Annotated in this window: 16 protein-coding genes and 1 pseudogene; 11 read left to right on the top strand and 6 right to left on the bottom strand. The window is 45.9% G+C overall.

The features are described from left to right. Positions 1-456 precede the first annotated feature (456 nt). Positions 457-1,667 (top strand): IS3 family transposase gene (locus XPG1_RS18020; RefSeq protein ID WP_436286809.1). Its coding sequence is split into 2 segments (ribosomal slippage): positions 457-799 and positions 799-1,667, totalling 1,212 coding nucleotides; the frame shifts between segments, so codons are not numbered across the junction. 108 nt (positions 1,668-1,775) lie between these two features. On the opposite strand, the gene XPG1_RS09710 is transcribed toward XPG1_RS18020, so the two are convergent. Continuing rightward, on the bottom strand, positions 1,776-2,414 hold the full coding sequence (locus XPG1_RS09710; RefSeq protein WP_045958894.1) for a DsbA family oxidoreductase: 639 nt from the start codon (positions 2,412-2,414) through the stop codon (positions 1,776-1,778). Positions 2,415-2,853: 439 nt separating this feature from the next. Between XPG1_RS09710 and XPG1_RS09705 the strand changes: the two genes are divergently transcribed. Continuing rightward, on the top strand, positions 2,854-3,852 hold the full coding sequence (locus tag XPG1_RS09705; RefSeq protein ID WP_045958893.1) for an MBL fold metallo-hydrolase: 999 nt from the start codon (positions 2,854-2,856) through the stop codon (positions 3,850-3,852). Positions 3,853-4,217: 365 nt separating this feature from the next. On the opposite strand, the gene XPG1_RS09700 is transcribed toward XPG1_RS09705, so the two are convergent. Then, entirely contained in the window at positions 4,218-5,093 is an 876-nt protein-coding gene (locus tag XPG1_RS09700) for a LysR family transcriptional regulator (RefSeq protein WP_045958892.1), read from the bottom strand. A 107-nt stretch (positions 5,094-5,200) separates the two neighbouring features. Here XPG1_RS09700 and XPG1_RS09695 point away from each other — a divergent pair, with 107 nt between their 5' ends. Continuing rightward, the gene (locus XPG1_RS09695) at positions 5,201-6,418 is read left to right on the top strand and encodes a YbfB/YjiJ family MFS transporter (protein ID WP_045958891.1); all 1,218 of its coding nucleotides are present in this window, start codon (positions 5,201-5,203) and stop codon (positions 6,416-6,418) included. Positions 6,419-6,980: 562 nt separating this feature from the next. Here XPG1_RS09695 and XPG1_RS19175 read toward each other — a convergent pair. After that, positions 6,981-7,193, bottom strand: a complete 213-nt coding sequence (locus XPG1_RS19175) for a hypothetical protein (RefSeq protein ID WP_173425871.1) — start codon at positions 7,191-7,193, stop codon at positions 6,981-6,983. Here XPG1_RS19175 and XPG1_RS19170 point away from each other — a divergent pair. The 3 genes and pseudogenes from XPG1_RS19170 to XPG1_RS09680 form a co-directional block, all read left to right on the top strand. Beyond that, positions 7,166-7,276, top strand: a pseudogene (locus tag XPG1_RS19170) (integrase core domain-containing protein); the annotation flags it as partial. The gene XPG1_RS19175 and the pseudogene XPG1_RS19170 sit on opposite strands and share 28 nt — an antisense overlap. Positions 7,277-7,441: 165 nt before the next feature. After that, positions 7,442-8,452 carry a quinone-dependent dihydroorotate dehydrogenase gene (gene pyrD / locus XPG1_RS09685; protein WP_045958890.1) on the top strand — a complete coding sequence of 337 codons (1,011 nt, stop codon included), beginning with the start codon at positions 7,442-7,444 and terminating at the stop codon, positions 8,450-8,452. Positions 8,453-8,610: 158 nt separating this feature from the next. Further along, entirely contained in the window at positions 8,611-9,168 is a 558-nt protein-coding gene (locus tag XPG1_RS09680) for a cell division protein ZapC (protein WP_045958889.1), read from the top strand. Positions 9,169-9,177: 9 nt separating this feature from the next. On the opposite strand, the gene XPG1_RS09675 is transcribed toward XPG1_RS09680, so the two are convergent. After that, complete coding sequence (locus XPG1_RS09675) at positions 9,178-10,290, bottom strand: YcbX family protein (protein ID WP_045958888.1); 1,113 nt, start codon at positions 10,288-10,290, stop codon at positions 9,178-9,180. 123 nt (positions 10,291-10,413) lie between these two features. Between XPG1_RS09675 and rlmKL the strand changes: the two genes are divergently transcribed. From rlmKL to pqiC, 5 genes are read left to right on the top strand one after another with little or no spacing between them, the layout of a single operon-like run. Further along, positions 10,414-12,549, top strand: a complete 2,136-nt coding sequence (gene rlmKL, locus XPG1_RS09670; protein ID WP_045958887.1) for a bifunctional 23S rRNA (guanine(2069)-N(7))-methyltransferase RlmK/23S rRNA (guanine(2445)-N(2))-methyltransferase RlmL — start codon at positions 10,414-10,416, stop codon at positions 12,547-12,549. Positions 12,550-12,553: 4 nt separating this feature from the next. Beyond that, positions 12,554-14,464, top strand: a complete 1,911-nt coding sequence (locus XPG1_RS09665) for an ABC transporter ATP-binding protein (RefSeq protein ID WP_045958886.1) — start codon at positions 12,554-12,556, stop codon at positions 14,462-14,464. Positions 14,465-14,513: 49 nt separating this feature from the next. After that, on the top strand, positions 14,514-15,782 hold the full coding sequence (gene pqiA, locus XPG1_RS09660; RefSeq protein ID WP_045958885.1) for a membrane integrity-associated transporter subunit PqiA: 1,269 nt from the start codon (positions 14,514-14,516) through the stop codon (positions 15,780-15,782). A gap of 1 nt (position 15,783) precedes the next feature. After that, positions 15,784-17,433, top strand: coding sequence for an intermembrane transport protein PqiB (pqiB, locus tag XPG1_RS09655; protein WP_045958884.1), 1,650 nt, complete (start codon positions 15,784-15,786; stop codon positions 17,431-17,433). Continuing rightward, a complete protein-coding gene (gene pqiC / locus XPG1_RS09650; RefSeq protein WP_045958883.1) occupies positions 17,433-18,053 on the top strand; it encodes a membrane integrity-associated transporter subunit PqiC in 621 nt (206 codons plus the stop codon). The genes pqiB and pqiC overlap by 1 nt, the downstream gene beginning before the upstream one ends. A gap of 108 nt (positions 18,054-18,161) precedes the next feature. On the opposite strand, the gene fabA is transcribed toward pqiC, so the two are convergent. Then, positions 18,162-18,680: a bifunctional 3-hydroxydecanoyl-ACP dehydratase/trans-2-decenoyl-ACP isomerase gene (gene fabA, locus XPG1_RS09645; RefSeq protein ID WP_045958882.1), complete on the bottom strand. Its 519-nt coding sequence runs from the start codon at positions 18,678-18,680 to the stop codon at positions 18,162-18,164. Positions 18,681-18,765: 85 nt separating this feature from the next. Further along, positions 18,766-20,505 (bottom strand): AAA family ATPase, encoded by a 1,740-nt coding sequence (locus XPG1_RS09640; protein WP_045958881.1) that lies wholly within the window; start codon positions 20,503-20,505, stop codon positions 18,766-18,768. Between the last annotated feature and the right edge of the window lie 299 nt (positions 20,506-20,804).

Genomic DNA, 20,804 nt, shown 5'->3' with positions numbered 1-20,804 from the left:
TCACAAAAAATACAATTGCTGGATTTTGTTACATAGGAAACCCAAAAATTTAACGAGCATTTAATATCAAAATTAACAATGAGGTATGTAATTTATGGATAGAGGTTTTTCGTCGGAGACGGAAAGAGGAGAAGGGAGAACAACAATCGCCGGACACGCATATGTGCCGGTTATCATCTTATACTGGAACTTCCTTGCGGCCCGTGTCTCCCCCACAGCGAACCGCAGTATAAAGGACTGGTACAGGATTACGGGTGTGACGCCGTACCATCAGGTGTTCTTGCTATAGTCCAGGATGGAATGCCACCTTCGCAGGGATATTTTGCCACACAGTGCTTCTAAGAGAAAAAGGCCCGAAGAACAGACTTTTTGTCTGTTGATAGAAGGGCTTTTTTGTTGACTCTGACCCGTCCTAAATAAGGTTGACACTTTTCCAATCTAAAATTGGAGAATGTAATGAAACCAATAGCTAAACGAACTCAACGTGATTATTCCCTTGCCTTTAAATTGGCGGTTGTTGACCAAGTAGAAAAAGGCGAGCTCACCTATAAACAAGCTCAATATCAATATGGCATACAGGGCCGTTCAACCGTTTTGGTTTGGTTACGTAAGCATGGTAGATTAGATTGGTCGAAAGGTACGCCCAACACTCTTTATAAAGGTGCTGCTATGATTCAAACTTCAGAGCAACAAACTCCAGAACAACGCATTAAAGCACTTGAAAAAGAACTTGAGGACATGCAACTCAAGGCCGATTTTTTTGAAGCCGTTGTCAAAGTGATGGATAGGGATTTTGGAGTTCGCCTATCAAAAAAGCGCAAAGCCGAGTTGTTAAGGAAAAGACGATTGAAAAACTCACCGTAACCAAAGCTTGTCGTTTTATGAAAATTACTCGACAAGCCTACTACAAACGTCAAGATACGTCTGATAAACGAAAAAGGTCAGAGGCTATTATTGTTTGTGCGGTGAAATCGGAACGGACTGTTCAGCCCAGACTGGGGGTTAGAAAGTTACACTTCCTTTTGAAACAAAAACAATTAATTATTGGGCGTGACCGATTATTTTCTTTATTGAAAGAACATCGCTTATTAGTGCCTAATAAACGGGCTTATCATCGAACAACACTGAGTCATCATCGTTTTCATCGACATCCAAATTTAATTAAATCAGGGTTTATCCCTTCACTGCCAGAGCAACTGTGGGTTGCTGATATTACGTATTTATCTACTCACGAAGGCGATACTTATTTAAGTCTAATCACGGATGCTTATTCACGAAAAATAGTGGGTTATCATCTTGATGACAATATGAAAACAAAGGCCGTCAAGAAATCATTAGTGGAAGCATTAAAAAAACGAAGTTCAACAACCCCGTTGATCCATCATTCAGATCGAGGCTTACAATATTGTTCGTCGGAGTATCAGGAAATCCATAAAAAACATAATATTCAATGTCCTATGACGGATGGCTATGACTGTTATCAAAATGCATTGGCAGAGCGAGTCAATGGGATATTAAAAATGGAATACTTATTGATAAAACCGAGCAATTTAAAGCAAGCTCGGAGGTTGGTTGAAGAATCAATACAGATTTATAATGAAAGGCGCCCCCATTTATCATTAAACTATAAAACGCCCGATGAGGTTCATCGAGCGTTTTATGCCTGAAAAGTTGTCAACCTATATCAAGACTAGTCATCATGATCATCTATCGTCTTACCGACCCGATAGCTTACAGATCTTGTCATTGCAAGACGGAATAGTCGATGTATGGAACTATCGGGTGCTGATCCAACTGGTGCGAAGCGCGTTCAAGAGTGCTTCCTTGGGCTGCGCACCGGACAACTGCGTTCCGTCTTCAAGAAGGAAGAAAGGGACACCACGAACCCCTTGGAGTTCTGCCTGTGTTTCATCCCCCCGAGCGACATCGGCAAACTGGTCAGAATCGAGAACATCCTTCGTTTCGACCGGATCCAGCCCTAGCTCTGTTGCAATCTGGAGCAGGAGCACGTGATCAGCCAGCACTGAGTTCTCAGTGAAGTAGGCTCGGAACAGCCGCTCTGTCATCTCTGCCGCAGCCCCCTTCGTCTCTGCATAGTGGGTCAGGCGATGCGCATCAAATGTGTTGCTGTATTGCACGGTGGAGTAGTTCATTTCCAGCCCGGATCTTTCAGCTAAGGAAACGATGTGGTTGATCATGTCCTTAGCGCCCAGCGGGTCCTTGCGGTACTTAGATTCAATGCGTTGCTGCGTTGTGTTTACCACTTTTCGACTGGCAGTGCGATCAAGTTCGAATGTTCTAAAGACGATTTGAACATCGCCTGCCTGCTCGAATTCAGCGAGTGCCTGTTCGAGGTGTCGCTTACCGATGTAGCAATATGGGCAGGCGTAGTCGGACCAAATTTCCAATAGCATAGTGAGCTCCTGATGTGATTAATGATACGATAATACTGGTATCATAAAACCTTAGCAACAACGCAAGCGCCCTCAAGTAGCACTAATCCATGTAAATGCCCACGCTCATCGCCGTACCTCTAATGACGAACGGGTGCTTTCAAAGCTTACTCTTTGTCACTCTTTGCATTAATTCCAAGCTCCTAAGGCGGCAGCGACGTCTAGGCTTGAGAAGCTATCAGCTAAAACTGGAACCAGTTGGCTCGGCACCAAATAAATGGGCCTTTGTATTTAGAGGAAGGAAGCCACTCTGGATATTGATTTTCGAGACCAACCACTATTGTCCGATTTTTTTATTAGGCGTCGAACATAATTGGTGATATGCTACGCGTACTCTCGTACCTTTATACGAAGTGTTAACTGTTAAACCATATTAATCAAGACGTGAGATAACGAAAATATGAACTTCAAAAACATTAGATTCCATTCGCAACGAGCCGCAACCGCCAGTGTTCTCCTTGCATTGTCTGCATCAGCGGTAATGGCGTCGGAAACATCGCAAAATACTGCAGCAGCTAATGTCCAGGTCCCTGGTTACTATCGCATGGCATTGGGCGAACAAGTAACAGTTACTGCATTTCATGATGGCCCGGTCTACTTGAAAGAATCCGTGCTCCAAGGCACTAGCGGTTTAGACCTTGAGGGCATGCTGGAGGCAATGTCGGTCCCAACTAACAAGGATGGCGTACAAACATCTGTAAATGCTTATTTAGTTCAGCAAAAGGGCCACCTGACGTTAATCGATGCAGGTGCATCGGACTGCTTTGGTGAGACGCTAGGTAAGCTGGAAAAAAATATTAACGCCTCGGGAATTAACCCGGACGACGTAGATGCTGTCATTGTGACTCACATGCATCCGGATCATGCGTGCGGCGCGACAAATCCCGATGGTTCAATGGTGTTCAAGAATGCCGAGTTCATCGCTCCAAAAGTAGATGCTGATTACTGGCTAAGTGACACTGCCGAAAACTCAGCGCCAGAGAGCGACCGCATGTTTTTCAAGGCAGCACAGCGAACTGTTGCACCGTATAAAGCTGCTGGGCGCTTCCGTACGTTTGTAAAAGGTGAATCTCCAGTACCAGGCATTAATAGCATTGACGAAGCTGGGCACTCACCTGGCATGGCGGGTTACTTGATCGACGGTGGTGAAAAAAAACTGCTGGTGTGGGGTGATGTGGTTCACAGCCACGCGGTACAGTTCAAGCATCCCGAAGTATCCGTTGTCTTTGATCACGACCCTAAAACAGCAATTGAAACGCGTAAACGTATCTTTAACTATGCGGTACAAGGAAAGCTATGGATTGCCGCTGCACATTTGCCGTTTCCTGGATTAGGTCGTGTGATAGCCGACGGAGAAGCATATCGCTGGGTCCCTGCGGAATATAGCGCAGTCCGCTAAATGCCCTTAAATGATTTTTGACCACCCCCGCAGTGTCCGTGGTAGGTGTGCTGGCAGAAGGCGTTAGCCTCGGCTTCTGCCAGTGAGATACGGATGATGACTTCGAGCACGCTCACTGGATTGAACTAGGATAACTGAGCACGGCGATAAATCATCTGTCCTTTATAGACCGCGTTGATTAAGGATAGCGATCGGGGTTGGCAGACCACATCAGTCATTTTCCATGCCTTGAGCTCGATCTAATGATGTTGAACCCAGCTAACGCTATTCATGCTTATCGAAGCATTGAATAACATCTGACGTCATCAGGTTAGTGACATGGCACTCCATCAATCGTTGCAGGTGGTCGCTCTGGCTGCCTGCGCTCACATTTCAGGACCAGCAAATGCTTCGACGATCTCATCAATGACAGCCCTAATCTTCACGGTATGCCGCAGATCAGCGTGGATGACCATCCATACCTCGTAAAGCACCGCCCCCGTCCGCTCAGGCCATAATTGAATCAGCCCATCGCGCTTGCCTATGTAGATCGGGAGCTCTCCCAGCCCTATACCTGCCGCAATGGATTGACGAACAAGCAAACTGGAGCTCAGTGTCGACACAACACGGCCATTGCACACTGATTCGCCGACCAACGTCAGGTCTTTGACACACTCAAAGTGGGGCTGAAACAGCACCAGATCGTGTCCCTGGAAATGCTGCCCAAGCTCAGGCTTGCCTCGCGCTTTCACATAAGCCTTTGAGGCAAACAAGCCTACAGGCCAGCGAGCCAAACAACGTGCTATCAGATCAGGGTTATCTGGACGTGCATTGCGCACTGCTATGTCGACTTCGCGCTTGGAGAGGTTGAGCATGCGTGTGGACGCGTCCAACTGCACTAAGATATCAGGGTGCTTGTCATGCAGGCGGGCGATGGCAGGGATCAAAAAGTCAATGGCGAAAGAATCGGTAGTGCTCACCCGTACCACACCAGTCAACCGTTCATCCAATCCCTGAACTTGCCGTTCGAGCTCGAGTGCAGCGTGTTCCATCTTCTCGGCATTGCTGAACGCCACTTCCCCTATCGCCGTCAACGCATAGCCACCGGAGGTTCGCAGGAAGAGCGTGGCATTCAAAGACTTCTCCAAGGCAACAACCCGCCGCCCAACGGTGGCCTGATCGATCCCCAGTGACCGTGCCGCTGCTCGTAGGGTCGAGCATCGGCAAAGTGCCAAAAATATGCGAGCGTCACTCCAATCCATATACCCCACCTGATGCAAAAATGCATCTCTCAGATTCACAATTGCTGCAAGACTGCAGCAATACTCGTCGATATGCTAGTGGTAGTCAACCTTTTGGAATACCGAGAATGTCAAAAATAGAACTGCCTGCTCCACCAAACTACCCCAATGCCAGGATAACAATCTTTGCTGGTTTTTGCGCCTGTCTTGTCAGTATTGGTCTTGCGCGTTTCGCATATACCCCCCTTATTCCACCATTGATCCAGGCGCACTGGTTCGCGGCCAGCGATGTGGTCTACCTCGGAGCGGCTAACCTGGTCGGCTACCTCATTGGCGCACTGCTCGGCCATCCGCTGGCCCGCCGCTTAAGCAATAAGAGCACACTGCGCCTCATGATGGTTGTAGTGACCCTCTCATTCTTTGCCTGCGGCTTCCCAATTTCCTTCGGTTGGTTTTTTGTGTGGCGTCTGCTCTCTGGCATCGCCGGCGGAACCGTCATGGTCCTCGTGGCCGCGACGGTGTTGCCGCACGTACACCCGTCAAGCAGGGGCCTTGCCAGTGGCGCGATCTTCTTAGGTATTGGCCTAGGCATTGCTGGCTCAGGAACCATTATTCCGCCTCTGCTAGAGCTCGGCCTTCAACAGACATGGTTCGGACTTGGCATCATCTCGTTGATTCTGTTGGCGGCCAGTTGGTTCGGGTGGCCAATACCGACAAACCACAGTGTAGCTCCAGCGCACTTTGTCACACCAGCGCCAGTTCGTAACAGCGGTGTTTATCTGGTCTATGCGCAATATGGGCTCATGGCGATTGGCCTTGTTCCCGCTATGATGTTCCTGGTCGACTATGTTGCCAGAGGAATCGGTGCAGACGCACATGCAGGTGCGATCGTCTGGATCATGTACGGACTAGGCGCTATCATTGGCCCAGTGACCTATGGGTTCGTCGCCGACAAACTCGGCGCTCAGACCGGCATTCGCCTAGTGCTGACAGCGCAGGCAATTGCCTTAGCCTTCATACCTTTCACAACCTCACTTCCAGTGCTGGCTTTTCTGTCCGTGATCATTGGCTCATTCCCTCCAGGCATCGTCCCACTGACATTGGCACGGGTACATGAGCTGCTCCCCAGCCATCACCAGCAGCAGATCGCGTGGAGCCGTGCAACGGCATCGTTCGCATCTGCTCAAGCCTTGGCAGGATTTGCCTATTCGGCGTTGTTCGATGCAAGTGGAGGCTATCACGCGGTGCTGTTCATGTTCGCATGCGGGGCCATAGTTCTTGCTCTTCTCCTTGATCAAGGTAGCCGTCTGGTATCCGACGCAACTCCATGCAGGCAGGCTGGCTGATGCTATGATAATAACCCCAATTTAAGTTGAATTAATGGGTATAAAATCCAAAGCCTTTTTCATTGTTTAAAAGAAGGTGGGCAACCTGTTTTATACTCCATTCCTTGTACTGGTTTGATTGCACATTTGGTGGAGAACATTGCAGCGCGCTCCATCAAGCTTACAGAGCAAGACCTCGCGGAATTGTGCTAGTGGAGAGTTACTAAGGTGCAAACTTGGCATTTGTGGCCATAGTCCCGAATTTACCGTCAACACAGCAACATCTCCTTGCTGGGGTAACGAGCCAAGTCAGGATAACCTCGCTTCTAGCTAGAACAGGCGGCTCTGTCGGTAATTCTCATACGCCGCGTGCCGACTCGCAAAACACTTAAATGCATCGACAGGATACATGGATTTGTGTACCATTGGGCTCATGAAACTTGCAAATCATCCACAGTCTAATGAAATACGATTGGAGAGCGTCATGAGTGCGCTCTCCAACCCATTGCGCCTTGCTGCCGTTCGAATGATCGCCGAAGGGGGCGAGCACCCGTGCTGTGCAGTTCTACCAACGGTGGGAAAATCAACGATGACTCACCACTTCCGGATCTTGCGTGACAGCGGCATCGTGTGGCAACGTAGGATTGGACAAGAGTACAGGTTGTCGTTGCGTCGCGAGGATCTCAATGCTCGCTTTCCTGGCTTGTTGGACGCGATCCTCGGGCCACTGAAGAACGACCCGTTGACGCTTAAGACAATAAGCGAATACAGGCAAGAAAGTTAATACAAGAATCAATACAGCTTTATAATGAAAAACGACTGCATTTGTCTCTGAATTATAAAACACCCGATGAGGTTCATCGGGCGTTGTATGCCTGAAAAGTTGTCAACTTATATCAGGACTAGTCACTCATATAATGGTAAATTAGTGCCCTCTTCCTGTTATGACAACGTAGCAACTATATGTATAGAATTGTGCATAATTTAAAATGTATAACTGACAATTCTGATACAAAAATCATAAAAAACAGTAGGTTAATCTAAATGTATTATTCTCTAGTACGGAAGGCATTGTTCCAGCTTGATCCTGAACAGGCACATGAACTGACTTTCCACCAGCTCAAACGCATCGCCGGTACGCCTTTCGAATTTATCGTCCGCCAGTCAGTTGCCACTAAGCCCGTGACTTGTATGGGATTATCCTTCAAAAATCCACTTGGTTTAGCCGCTGGCCTTGATAAAAACGGGGAGTGCATTGATGCGTTTGGTGCGATGGGCTTTGGGTTTGTTGAAATTGGCACCGTCACACCCCGGCCACAAGCTGGAAACGATAAACCAAGATTATTCCGTGTCGTTGAAGCGGAGGGGATCATCAATCGGATGGGCTTTAATAACCTTGGGGTAGATAATCTGGTTGAGAATGTTAAGCAAGCAAAATATGATGGGATTATCGGCATCAATATTGGCAAAAATAAAGATACGCCGGTCGAAAATGGAAAAGATGATTATTTAATTTGCATAGATAAAATTTATCCTCATGCGGGTTATATCACGATCAATATTTCCTCGCCTAATACGCCCGGTTTGCGGACACTCCAGTACGGTGACGCATTGGATGACCTTTTATCTGCGATTAAAAATAAGCAAAGTGAACTTCAGCAAAAATACCAAAAATATGTTCCTGTTGCTGTTAAAATCTCGCCCGATCTTTCAGAAGAAGAATTAATAAAGATTGCTGATAGTTTAATGCGCCATCATATTGATGGGGTTATTGCAACGAATACGACTTTGGATAGAAAGCTTATCGCCGGTTTGAATCACTGCCAGCAAGCCGGGGGATTAAGTGGACGTCCTGTTCAATTGTGTAGCACAAATATTATCCGTCGTCTTTCACAAGAATTAAAAGGTGAAATACCAATTATTGGTGTTGGTGGAATTGATTCACTGGTTGCGGCCAGAGAAAAAATGGCAGCAGGAGCTTCATTAATTCAGATATATTCTGGTTTTATCTACAAAGGGCCAAAACTCATCAAAGATATTATTAATCATCTCTGAATATTTATCGCAATTTGAGGGCGGAGGTTTATTTCTACCCTCAACTCGTCTATATTTTGCTTAATAGATTACATTTTATTATTTATTTTAAACTTCCTATTTGGGTAGTCATGCTTATTTTTAACCAAAAAGCGATTTTGAGCATAAAAGGGTAAACAATGAAAATTAGGCCTGATGATCAGTGGCGCTGGTATTTTGATCCCGAGCATAACCGTGTTATGCTCGATCTCGCTAATGGCATGGTTTTTCGTTCTCGCTTCTCTGCCAAAATGTTGACTGACTATGCCATGACACTGGAAGCCGTGTCATTTTCAGTTGATGATGCTGCGTTATTTTATACCTTTGAAGAAAATGCACGTTTTATTCCACTTGCTCCCGCATTTAAAGCTGAACTGGCTCTGAATGCGGTGGTTGCGTTACGTTTTATGAAACCACAAATGCCTAAAAGCTGGTATTTTTCGCCTTTTTCTTTAATAGCAAAACCGGAGCTTGGCCAAATTGTTCAGCTTCAATTACAGGCTGATGCTGCCGCTGCCGCTGCCCTGTTTATGGCTGTGGACGTTGGCGACAATGCCAGTTTATGCTTGTTGGCACAGCAAAAACTGGCATTGAATGATCGTGTCATGCATTTTTGTGATCCCATTAAGGTGATGAATGATCGCATGGCACTTTACACCAAACCCGTTCAGTCATCCCTGTATGACCGAGCGATTTAGCGCTGTTGATTAGTTTAATTCAATAACTAAATTATTTTTAGGAATACAACTACATGCCAGAATCTTGCCATTATTTTTGATGGCAGTGGATTTTAATGGTAATACATCACCTTTAACCAGGGATATCTTACAGGCGCCGCAAATGCCGGCACGGCATGAATAAGGAATGCGAATACCTTGATTTTCAAGCTGTTCTAAAATAATTTGCTGATTGTTTCCGCTAAAATGCTGCCCATTAAATTCAATCGAAACAGCCTGTTCCGCCGTTTCCTTTATCGTTAAATCAATCGCTTGCTCACCACTGCCATATTCGCGTGGGGTTTTCTTCTCCAGAATAGTGACACGATCTCCGACCCGGATGATACCACTATGACGGGCAATCGCATTCTGCCCAAAATCAACCGCGCCATTTTCTTTGGCTGTTCTGAAAGATTGGAGTGTAGCCAGTGGCTCACTTTGCGGATTTTTACGGCCTTTTTCCGGACTGACGGTTGTCAGAATACAGCGGCTGCACGGTTTTGGCAGATCGAAAACGATATCGCCAATTTGGATCACCTGCCAGCTATCTTCTTCAAAAGGTGCGGCCCCGGTGACAATAATGTTGGCACGAAACTGCTCTATTTTAATACTGGCAGGGCAACGTTGTTGCAGAGCGTGAAAAGAGGCTTCATTGATAATTAAATAGGGAAAACCATCTGCAAATGATAACGAAATATCGGGGAATCTTTTGACTCGTCGTGTGAGTTCTTCACTTAACCAGCGCAGTTGTACTGGTGTATCAAAAAAACCACTCAGCCAATGATTGACCCATTCAGGGGCAACCAGCGCGGTGAAATGGTTTCCCCAAACTTCGGTAGGGAAACGTTCCTCTTGAAAATCATCGTACAGTACAGTCGCGCTTTCCCCGTTTGGCGCCTGCAAATAGAGGCCATTATGGAGCATGGTTGGGGTAAAGAGCAGCATCTGTGGATATTGACGGGCAGAAATAAACGTCCCATCGGTTGTCGTTATCATAAAGTTACGATCAAATGTCAGGCCACTTTCATTGACAAGGGAGTGAGAGAGTTGCACTCCGCGCATGGATTTGACGGGATGGGTATAGAGGCGTGACAAGACTATCATTCATTATCTCCAGTATATTTTTATTTTTTTGATCGTGTCAGCAACTTTATGACATGTCGTTGGTATTGGCTATAATGTGCAACGATTTTTTTTGGTGGTGGACTTTTTGTGGTGATAAATACGATGAATGCTCTCTTTGCCAGCACGGCACGTGGACTAGAAGAACTGTTAAAGAACGAATTAGAAACGCTGGGAGCACAATCTTGTAAGATTGCCCAAGGTGGGGTTCATTTTCAGGCGGATGATCGGGTGATGTATAAAAGCCTGCTATGGAGCAGACTGGCTTCCCGTATCATGATGCCGCTTAACGAATTCAAAGTTTATAGTGATTTGGATCTCTATCTTGGTGTCCAGTCCATTGACTGGAGTGAGATTTTCTCAGTTGACCGCACGTTCTCGGTGCATTTCAGCGGTACGAATGAGGAGATCAGAAATACACAATATGGCGCATTAAAAGTGAAAGATGCGATTGTCGATAGTTTTATGCGCAAAATAAAGCAACGTCCAGATGTTGCTAAACAACAGCCAGATATCCGTGTTCATGTTTTTCTGAATAAAGAAAAAGCCATCGTGTCACTCGATTTGAGTGGCGATAGCCTGCACATTCGTGGCTACCGTGATTTGGCCGGACAAGCCCCACTGAAAGAAAACCTTGCCGCAGCGATTGTGTTGCGTTCTGGCTGGCAGACAGGAACGCCAATGGTTGATCCTATGTGTGGTTCAGGGACGCTGTTAATAGAAGCCGCCATGATGGCCGCCGATTGTGCGCCTGGCTTGCATCGTCAGCATTGGGGATTCACCTCATGGTTGAAATTCAATGAAACAAGCTGGCGTGAAGTGCTGACAGAAGCACAGGTACGATTCCGTAAAGGGTTACAGGAAACGTCCTCGCGCTTTTTCGGCAGCGATATTGATCGCCGGGTCATGGATATGGCGCGTTCAAATGCGCGCAGAGCAGGGGTGGCACAACTGATCCAGTTCCAGCAGGGGGATGCAAGCAAGCTGGAAAATCCACAGCCGGAAGGGACGACGGGAACCGTATTATGTAACCCGCCTTATGGTGAACGTCTTGAAAGTGAACCTGCGTTGATAGCGCTGCACAGCATCGTTGGGCGCGTGATGAAAGCCCGCTTCTCTGACTGGCGTTTATCCTTGTTCAGTGCTTCACCGGAGCTGTTAAGTTGTCTGCAATTACGCGCTGAGCGTGAGTTCAAGGCCAAAAATGGCCCGCTGGATTGTATTCAAAAGAACTATTTCATTCAAAAGAGCGAAAAACTATCGGATAAAACGCAGTCATTGGATGGCGGAATTGCTGAAGATTATGCCAACCGGTTGCGTAAAAATGAGAAGAAACTCAGTAAATGGGCCAAACAACAAGGTATTGATTGCTATCGTTTATACGATGCGGATCTACCAGAATACAATGTTGCGGTTGATCGCTATGCTGATAAGGTGATTGTGCAAGAGTATGCGCCTCCGAAATCAGTCGATGTCAATAAAGCCCGTCAACGCCTGTTTGATGTCATCAGTGCGACAATGAATGTGCTCGGTTTATCATCCAGTCAATTGATCCTGAAAACCCGCCAGCGTCAGAAGGGTAAAAACCAGTATGAAAAAATGGCCGAGAAGAAAGAATTCTTTTTGGTCAACGAATATGGTGCGAAATTCTGGGTTAACCTGACCGATTATTTAGACACCGGATTATTCCTTGACCACCGTATCGTCCGAAAAAAATTGGGTGAAATGAGCCGGGGTAAAGATTTTCTTAACTTGTTTGCTTATACCGGTTCGGCGACCGTTCATGCGGGATTGGGTGGCGCACGTTCGACAACAACGGTAGATATGTCCCGCACTTATCTGGAATGGGCAGAAAAAAATCTACAGGCGAACGGCTTAACAGGGCGTCAGCACCGCTTGATTCAGGCGGATTGCCTGGGATGGTTGGCGCAGGCTCGTGAACAATTCGATGTCATCTTTATTGATCCACCCACATTCTCTAACTCCAAGCGAATGGAAAACACGTTTGATGTTCAGCGCGATCACATTGAATTAATGAAACAACTGAAATGCCTGTTACGTCCCGGCGGAACGTTAATGTTCTCCAATAATAAACGGGGTTTTAAAATGGATCTCGCTGAATTGAGTAAGTTAGGGCTGGTTGCAAATGAGATAACAGAAAAAACGTTATCTCAGGATTTTGCCCGCAATCGTCAGATTCATAACTGCTGGCTACTGCGTCACGCTGGCGAGGAAAAATAATATTATGTCATTGATTAATCTATCCGGTGCTTGGTTATCATTCAGTGATGCACCGCTGTTGGATAATGCTGAACTGCATATTGAAGAAAACGAAAGAGTGTGTTTAGTTGGGCGAAATGGCGCAGGGAAATCCACATTATTGCGCGTGTTGGCAAAAGAGCAGCCCTTGGATGATGGCCAGGTGATTTATGAGCAAGATCTGGTTGTCGCGCGCTTACAGCAAGATCCGCCCCGTGATGTAGAAGGCACCGTCTTTGATTTCGTTGCCGAAGGGGTAAAAGAACAGGCGGAATACATTAAAGCTTTTCACCAGGTTTCCCGTTTGGTGGAAACTGATCCCGGCGAAAAGAACCTTAACCGTCTGGCAGAATTACAGGAAATACTGGATATCCGCGGCCTTTGGTCGTTGGATAGCCGTATAAACGATGTCCTGAAACAGCTTGCTTTGCCAGCAGAAGCAAAACTCTCTTCACTCTCCGGGGGATGGCTGCGCAAAGCCGCATTAGGCAGGGCGCTGGTTTGTTCTCCAAAGGTGCTGTTCCTTGATGAGCCAACCAACCATCTGGACATTAATACCATCGAATGGTTAGAGAGTTTCCTGAAAGATTTTAATGGCAGTCTGGTGTTTATTTCGCATGACCGCTCTTTTATTCGCAGTATGGCGACACGTATCGTTGATCTGGATCGAGGGAAATTGACTTCATGGCCAGGGAATTACGATAAGTATCTGGTGGCAAAAGAAGAAGCTCTGCGGGTAGAAGAGTTACAAAATGCCGAATTTGATAAAAAACTGGCGCAGGAAGAAGTTTGGATCCGTCAGGGCATTAAAGCACGACGTACCCGTAATGAAGGTCGGGTAAGAGCCCTGAAAGCATTACGCGCAGAACATTCTGAACGTCGCAATGTGATGGGAACGGCAAAGATGCAGGTCGAAGAAGCGACACGTTCCGGCAAGATTGTTTTTGAAATGGAAAATGTCAATTACCGGATTGGTGATAAGACATTAGTTAAAAACTTTTCCTCGCAAGTTCAGCGTGGTGACAAAATTGCGTTAGTCGGGCCAAATGGCTGCGGTAAGACGACACTATTGAAGCTAATGTTAGGCGATTTGTCCGCTGACAGTGGGCGCATTCATTGTGGAACAAAGCTTGAAGTTGCTTACTTTGATCAGCATCGTGCCGCACTGGACCCCGATAAAACCGTCATGGATAACCTCGCTGAAGGTAAACAGGAAGTCATGGTCAATGGACGCTCCCGCCATGTACTGGGATATTTACAGGATTTTCTGTTCCATCCTAAACGCGCCATGACGCCTGTCCGTGCGCTTTCCGGTGGTGAGCGCAACCGCCTGCTGTTGGCTCGTCTATTCTTGAAACCAAGTAATTTGCTTATTCTTGATGAACCGACGAATGACCTTGATGTTGAAACACTAGAACTATTAGAAGAATTGGTTGATAGTTATACTGGGACGGTGATTTTAGTTAGCCATGATCGTCAATTTGTGGATAACTCGGTGACTGAATGCTGGATTTTTGAAGGTAATGGTGAAATCAACCATTATGTGGGGGGATATTACGATGCTCAGCAACAACGGGCACAAACGGTTTCCCTGCGCCAGCCTTCAGAGAAAAAGGCGAATGCGGACGACAAAGCCGTAAAACCGAAAGAAACACCTAAACGGGCGAACAACAAATTAAGTTACCATTTACGACGTGAATTAGAACAACTCCCTTCATTATTAGAAAAGCTAGAAGAAGCATTGGATAAGTTACAATCTCAGGTCAGTGATCCGGAATTTTTTAATCAATCTCATGACGTGACCCAAAATGTTCTGAATGAATTGGCAAGCAAAGAACAAGAGCTGGAAAAAGCATTTGATCGTTGGCAGGAACTGGAAATGATGAAAAACGGATGATAGCTACCGTATAAAAGAAGTTTGTGGTTTTTTCTAAAGGAGAAACACTTTGTGTTCCCATAACCATCAGCACGACAGGCTGGTTCTTTGCCCCCAGTGTGACATGCTGGCGGCTGTGCCTGATTTAGAACAAGGAAAAAAAGCGGTTTGCCCACGATGCAATACTTTACTGACCGCAAAGTGGAGAGAACCGCGCTACCAGCCAACCGGTTATGCATTAAGCGCATTAATCATGCTCTTTATTGCTAGCCTGTTTCCTTTTGTTAGCATGAACGTTGCGGGGATAGTGAGTGAAATCACGTTGATTCAAATCCCCCAAGCCATGTTCAGTGAAGACTACTCCAGTATGGCGGTGTTCTTCCTGATCTTTGTGCAGCTTGTGCCAACATTTTGTATGGTTGCCATCATCCTGTTATGCCAGAACGTTAAAATGGCGCGCCGCTTCAAAATGGCGCTGGCGCGTATTTTGTTTAAGATGAAAACCTGGTGTATGGCAGAAATTTTTCTGGCGGGCGTTCTGGTGAGCTTTGTAAAGCTCATGGCATATGGTGAAATCAGTGTTGGTTTGAGCTTTTTGCCCTATTGTTTATTTTGTTTGTTTCAGATCAGGGCATTTCAATGCCTTGATCGACATTGGTTTTGGAATGACATAGAACCGGCACCTGAAATCGCTCATCAATTACAGGCAGGGATCCCTGGTTTAGTGCAAGGTGTCAGGTTGTGCCAGTGTTGTACCGCCATTCTGCCTGTTCACCAGTTGCAATGCCCCCGTTGCTATACAAAAGGTCATGCCCGTCGTTATCACAGCCTTCAATACACAATGGCACTCCTGATAACTTCGGTCATACTTTATATTCCGGCAAATATTTTACCCATAATGGTCACGCAGGCACTCGGAAGCCATATTAACTCCACCATTTTAGAGGGCATCATCTTACTTTGGCGCGCCGGTTCTTATCCTGTTGCGATGATTATTTTTATTGCCAGCATCATGGTGCCTTTGCTGAAAATGCTGGCTATCAGTTGGTTGTGTTGGAATGCAAAAATTCAGGGTAGACATGGTTCTGAAACGATGCATTTTATTTATGAAATCGTGGAATTTGTGGGGCGTTGGTCAATGATTGATGTGTTTGTGATTGCGGTATTATCGTCGTTGGTGCAAATGGGACAACTGATGAGCATCTACCCGGCAATGGGCGCTACATTGTTTGCTTTGGTCGTGATCTTAACCATGTTTGCCTCAATGACATTTGATCCACGTTTAACTTGGGATAAATCTAACAGTCAATTTGTATTACATAAAAGTGAGGAGTTGTAAGGTGACGGAGAAAGAAGAGGATCTGACTCAAGCTCGAATCAGTAAGCTGAAGAGTTGGTCACCTGTATGGATCGTCCCCATTGTCACAGTGCTGATTGGGGCGTGGATATTATTCTATCATTTCAGTCACCAGGGGCCGCAAGTCACGTTAATCACAACGGGCGCGGAGGGGATTGAAGCAGGAAAAACCAAAATCAAAAGCCGCAGTGTCAATGTAGGTATTGTTGAAACTGTATCACTGAGTGATAGTCTGGATAAGGTGATTATTAAAGCTCGCCTTAATGATGGTATGGCGCATCTATTGCGCAAAGATACCGCATTTTGGGTGGTAAAACCTCAGATTGGCCGTGAAGGGGTTTCTGGCCTGAGTACGTTACTGTCCGGGGCATTTATCGAATTACAGCCCGGCACACAAGAAGAGAAAGAACAGACTTTTTCACTGCTGGACTCTCCTCCCTTGGCTTCCCCTGATGCAAAAGGCATTCGTATTGTTTTGACCAGTGAAACAGCAGGACGATTAACGCCGGGTGATCCGGTGTTATTCCGGGGATATCGGGTAGGCTCGGTTGAAACAGGCTTCTTCGATCCACTCTCCAGACAAGTTCACTACCAAATTTTCGTGAATGCGCCTTACGATAGTTTATTAACAACCAACGCCAGATTCTGGAAAGACAGCGGTGTCTCTTTCGATATGTCATCGCAAGGTTTACGGGTTGATGTGGCTTCATTATCAACCCTGTTTGCGGGTGGGGTGAGTTTTGATGTTCCGGAAGGTTGGGCTTTGGGCAATCCCGTCAAAGAAAAAGCCGTATTCAAACTTTATGATAGTGAGAAAAGCATTCAAAGCTCACTTTATACTCAGCATAAAGACTTTTTATTATTTTTCTCTGATTCTGTACGGGGATTACAGGTGGGCGCCCCCGTTGAATTTCGCGGTATCCGATTGGGAACGGTTGCAAAAGTGCCTTTTTATACAGAAGGAATTAGGCAACGTCTCGATAATGACTTCCGCATCCCGGTATTAATCCATATCGAGCCTGAGCGCCTTGAGAAAGAATTGGGTAGCGGATTCGATACAGACAAAGAATTAAAGCTGGTCATTACACAAGGGTTAAGAGCGACGCTGAAATCCGGCAATTTACTGACTGGCGCACTGTTTATTGATCTGGATTTTTACCCTGATGAGAAACCCTGGAAAGGCCCGACGAAAATTGCAGGTTATGCAACGTTACCAACCATCAGCGGTGGTTTAGCGCAAATTCAACAAAAAGTGATAACAATGTTGGATAAAATCAATAATATGCAGATTGAGCCGGTATTTGTTCAGGCAAGGCAGGCGCTTGAAGAAAGCCAGAAGACGATTAAAGCAGCCCATAAAATGATGGATGAACTCAATCGTATCCTTGAGAGTAAAGAAGCCCAGACACTTCCGAAAGAGATACAAACGACATTACACGAGCTGAATCGCAGTATGCAGGGTATTCAGCCAGGCTCACCCGCTTATCGTCAACTGATGAACAATATGCAGCGGTTGGATCAGGTATTACGTGAATTACAACCTGTTTTGAAAACCCTTAACAATAAGAGTAATGCACTCGTTTTCGAAGCTGAAGCGACAAACGATCCAGAACCGAAAAAGGCACCTCAATAATGAAAAAGTTAATTTCAAGATTGCCATTTTTGATCTCCATTGGCGTTTTAGTGGTTGGAAGTTTGCTTATTGCGGGATGCAGTCGTGGACAACCACAAAAAACCTATTACCAGTTACCCGTGTCGGTGGATAGAGCAGTGGAAAAGCCGGTAACCCTGGAAAGTCAACTGGGGGCGAAACATGAACCGCAGTTGTGGATAAAAAGTGTTGACCTTTCTGATTACCTGGCTGCCCCTGGGATCGTGTATCAAACAGGCAAGGTCAGTTATGTCAATGCATCAAACCACTTATGGGCCAGCCCGTTACAGCAGCAGTTACAACAGGCGTTGATCGCTGAGCTTAGTGCCGCATTTCCGAATCGTTTGGTTGCTGATCAGCAACTGGAAAAAGAGGCAGATGCGCTGAATATGACAATAACCGCTTTTCACGGCCGCTATGATGGTCAGGTGTTGATTGGCGGTTATTGGATATTGGCTAACTCAGATAGGGTGATTAAGCAGCCGTTTGATATGACGCTGAAACAGGAAAAAGATGGCTATGCTGATTTAGTGCTAACTTTATCGAAAGGTTACCGTCAGTTAGCCAAATCCATTGCCCGGCAACTTTATTTGCAACCTTAACCGAGCGAAATATTGGGGTCATTAAACAGGAAAAACACCTCTGCTATCGCGGAGGTGTTTAGCATCGGAGAGCAGGTTAGTCGCCAATGTGAATTGATTTGTCGTTGATTAAAACGCGCTGGTATCTTTGAATAAGCCGACTTTCAAGTCAGTCGCCGTATAAATCAATTTGCCATCGACCAGAACTTCGCCGTCAGCCAGTCCCATAATTAATTTGCGATTAATCACACGCTTGAAATTAATGCGATAGGTCACTTTTTTGGCTGTTGGTAATATTTGACCAGTGAATTTGACTTCTCCAACGCCGAGCGCACGGCCTTTACCTTCTCCACCGAGCCAACCCAGGTAGAAACCGACAAGCTGCCACATTGCATCAAGTCCGAGACAGCCAGGCATGACAGGATCGTTGACAAAATGACAATCGAAAAACCACAGCTCAGGATTGATGTCGAATTCAGCCTCAACATACCCTTTGTCGTAACTACCGCCGGTTTCTGACATTTTCGTGATGCGATCCATCATTAACATATTGCCAGAAGGTAGCGGTGGTCCATTCTCACCAAACAATTTACCTTGTCCAGAGGCTTGAAGTTCTTCCTTCGTGTAGGACGCTTGTTTTATAAACATATTCTCAGATAGCCTTATTATTGTGTAAGGCTAGAGAATAGCGTACACTTGTACGCCCAACAACTCCGATCAGATAATAATGAAATTACCCTAGCCAGCGGAGAAACCAGGGGAAACGGGGTCTTTCTTGAATATGAGCCTGTGCTATACGTTCCTGTATTAGAGCTAACAAGTGTTCTTTTTGTGGATCGTAATAGGGAATGCCTGTTAATAACGATGCCGCTTCACAGACATGCTCGACTGCCCAAATATGAAATTGCCCCTTTTTGACCGCATTAATCACCTCTTCATTGAGGCACAAATGTTGAACATTGGTCGCGGGAATAATGACACCTTGATGTCCCGTTAGCCCGCGGTAGCGACATATGCGGAAGAAGCCCTCAATTTTTTCATTAACCCCCCCAATCGCCTGAACATAACCAAACTGATCCACCGCACCAGTAACCGCAATTTGCTGATCGATGGGCTGTTGTGACAAGGCGCTGATCAGGGCGCATAATTCAGCGAGTGAAGCACTGTCTCCGTCTACTTCACCATAGGATTGTTCAAATACAATAGAAGCAGAGAAGGGTTGTGGTTGATCTAATTTCAATTCAGAAATTAAATAAGCCTGCATAATCATCATACCTTTCGCATGAAGATTGCCACCTAGCTCGACTTTGCGTTCCACGTCAATAAATTCCCCATCGCCTAAGTGTGCAACACAACTGATTCGGGAGGGTTCACCGATGGGATCAGGATGTCCGGGATATTCAAGTACCGACAACCCATTAATTTGGCCAATCACTGCGCCTTGTGTGCGAATCAAGACCTGACCTTTCAGAATCTCATCCATACTGCGTTCAGACAAATAACTATGGCGCCAGATACGGTTATCTTCTGCTTGTTGCAGGGAATACTGGGTAATCTGATTTTCCTGATGGTAACCAGCTGCGGCTTCCAGTTTTTGTTGTATCCATTGAATATCTAAAGGTAACTGGGATTTATCCCCGGTATAACGAACCGCGAGTTTAATCAGTTCAGGCCAGGCATCAGCACTTAATGAAGGTAAGTTGTGTTGCTGGATAAGGCCATTAACATACTGACACCATACAGTGAGATCATTTTCTTCATGGAAGGTCATCTCCAGCTCAAATTCACCATACAATGCACTGCTTGCTAGCTCAGGCTCAATAGATTGCAGTTCTTCAAGACTAAGCCGGTCACCGACTAAAAGCAGCCTCAGATCCAGCGCCATTGAAGGTACCGGCAATGGAAGAGAACGGTTTTCATCGTGCGACAGCCAGTCAAAACGGCGCTGGATAATCATCTGTTTCAGGCGCATCCACATCAATGGCTGGGAGAGTAGGGCGCGCAGAGGCAAAATCAAGACACCGCCATTAACCTGATGGATAAGACCAGGTTGTAGTTGAATAACACCTTGATGTATATAGATATTGCCAAATAATTGTTCTGGTTCAATCCACTCGCGGTAAGCAACGCGTTCAGTGGGGGCAAAAAGCCCTTTTCCTGACGGATGCCAGGTAATAGTTTGGTGCTCTACCTGATAATAGCCACCCATACTTGAATGGTTTTCCGGTAACGTCGGCAACAAAGAGGAAACCGTATCAGATAAAAGAGATAGATAAGTATCACTCTCTTCTGCTTTCAGCAGCATAAAAGGTTGACGCAGAGAGGCTTGGCAAAAAAGGGATAATCCACTGTGCAGCCGGGGTTGAACAACATCGATAGTGATGGGGGACAATTCGGCAACAGAATTAAAGAGAGCCTGATAAGGCGCATTGTTTGGCTGTAATGCCTGCCAGTCTAGTTTTATATTCGTCAAAATGATAGCTACATTAAGTAAAAGGGAAACATTTATTATACAAGATTAGGCAATGAACCAACACGCTATAATGTTAAAAGAAATGGGATTTGAGCCAGCCCTTTTATGATTGGTAAAGTAGGCTCATCCTCGTTGTCTTGCAATTTGCCGTTTTGTTGACGGTACACGCTTCCCCGTGACTCCATTATTGCTGCTTCATTGCTGCTTCGGGGGATTGCTCCCAAGAGATCAACGCGGCATCTTGAAATCCATCATCTTGAAATCCATAGGGTATACCCCATCGTACATCAAGATGCATT

Origin of the sequence: Xenorhabdus poinarii G6 (assembly GCF_000968175.1) — a bacterium.
Taxonomy (GTDB): Bacteria; Pseudomonadota; Gammaproteobacteria; order Enterobacterales; family Enterobacteriaceae; genus Xenorhabdus; species Xenorhabdus poinarii.
This window is presented reverse-complemented; position numbering and strand designations above follow the sequence as displayed.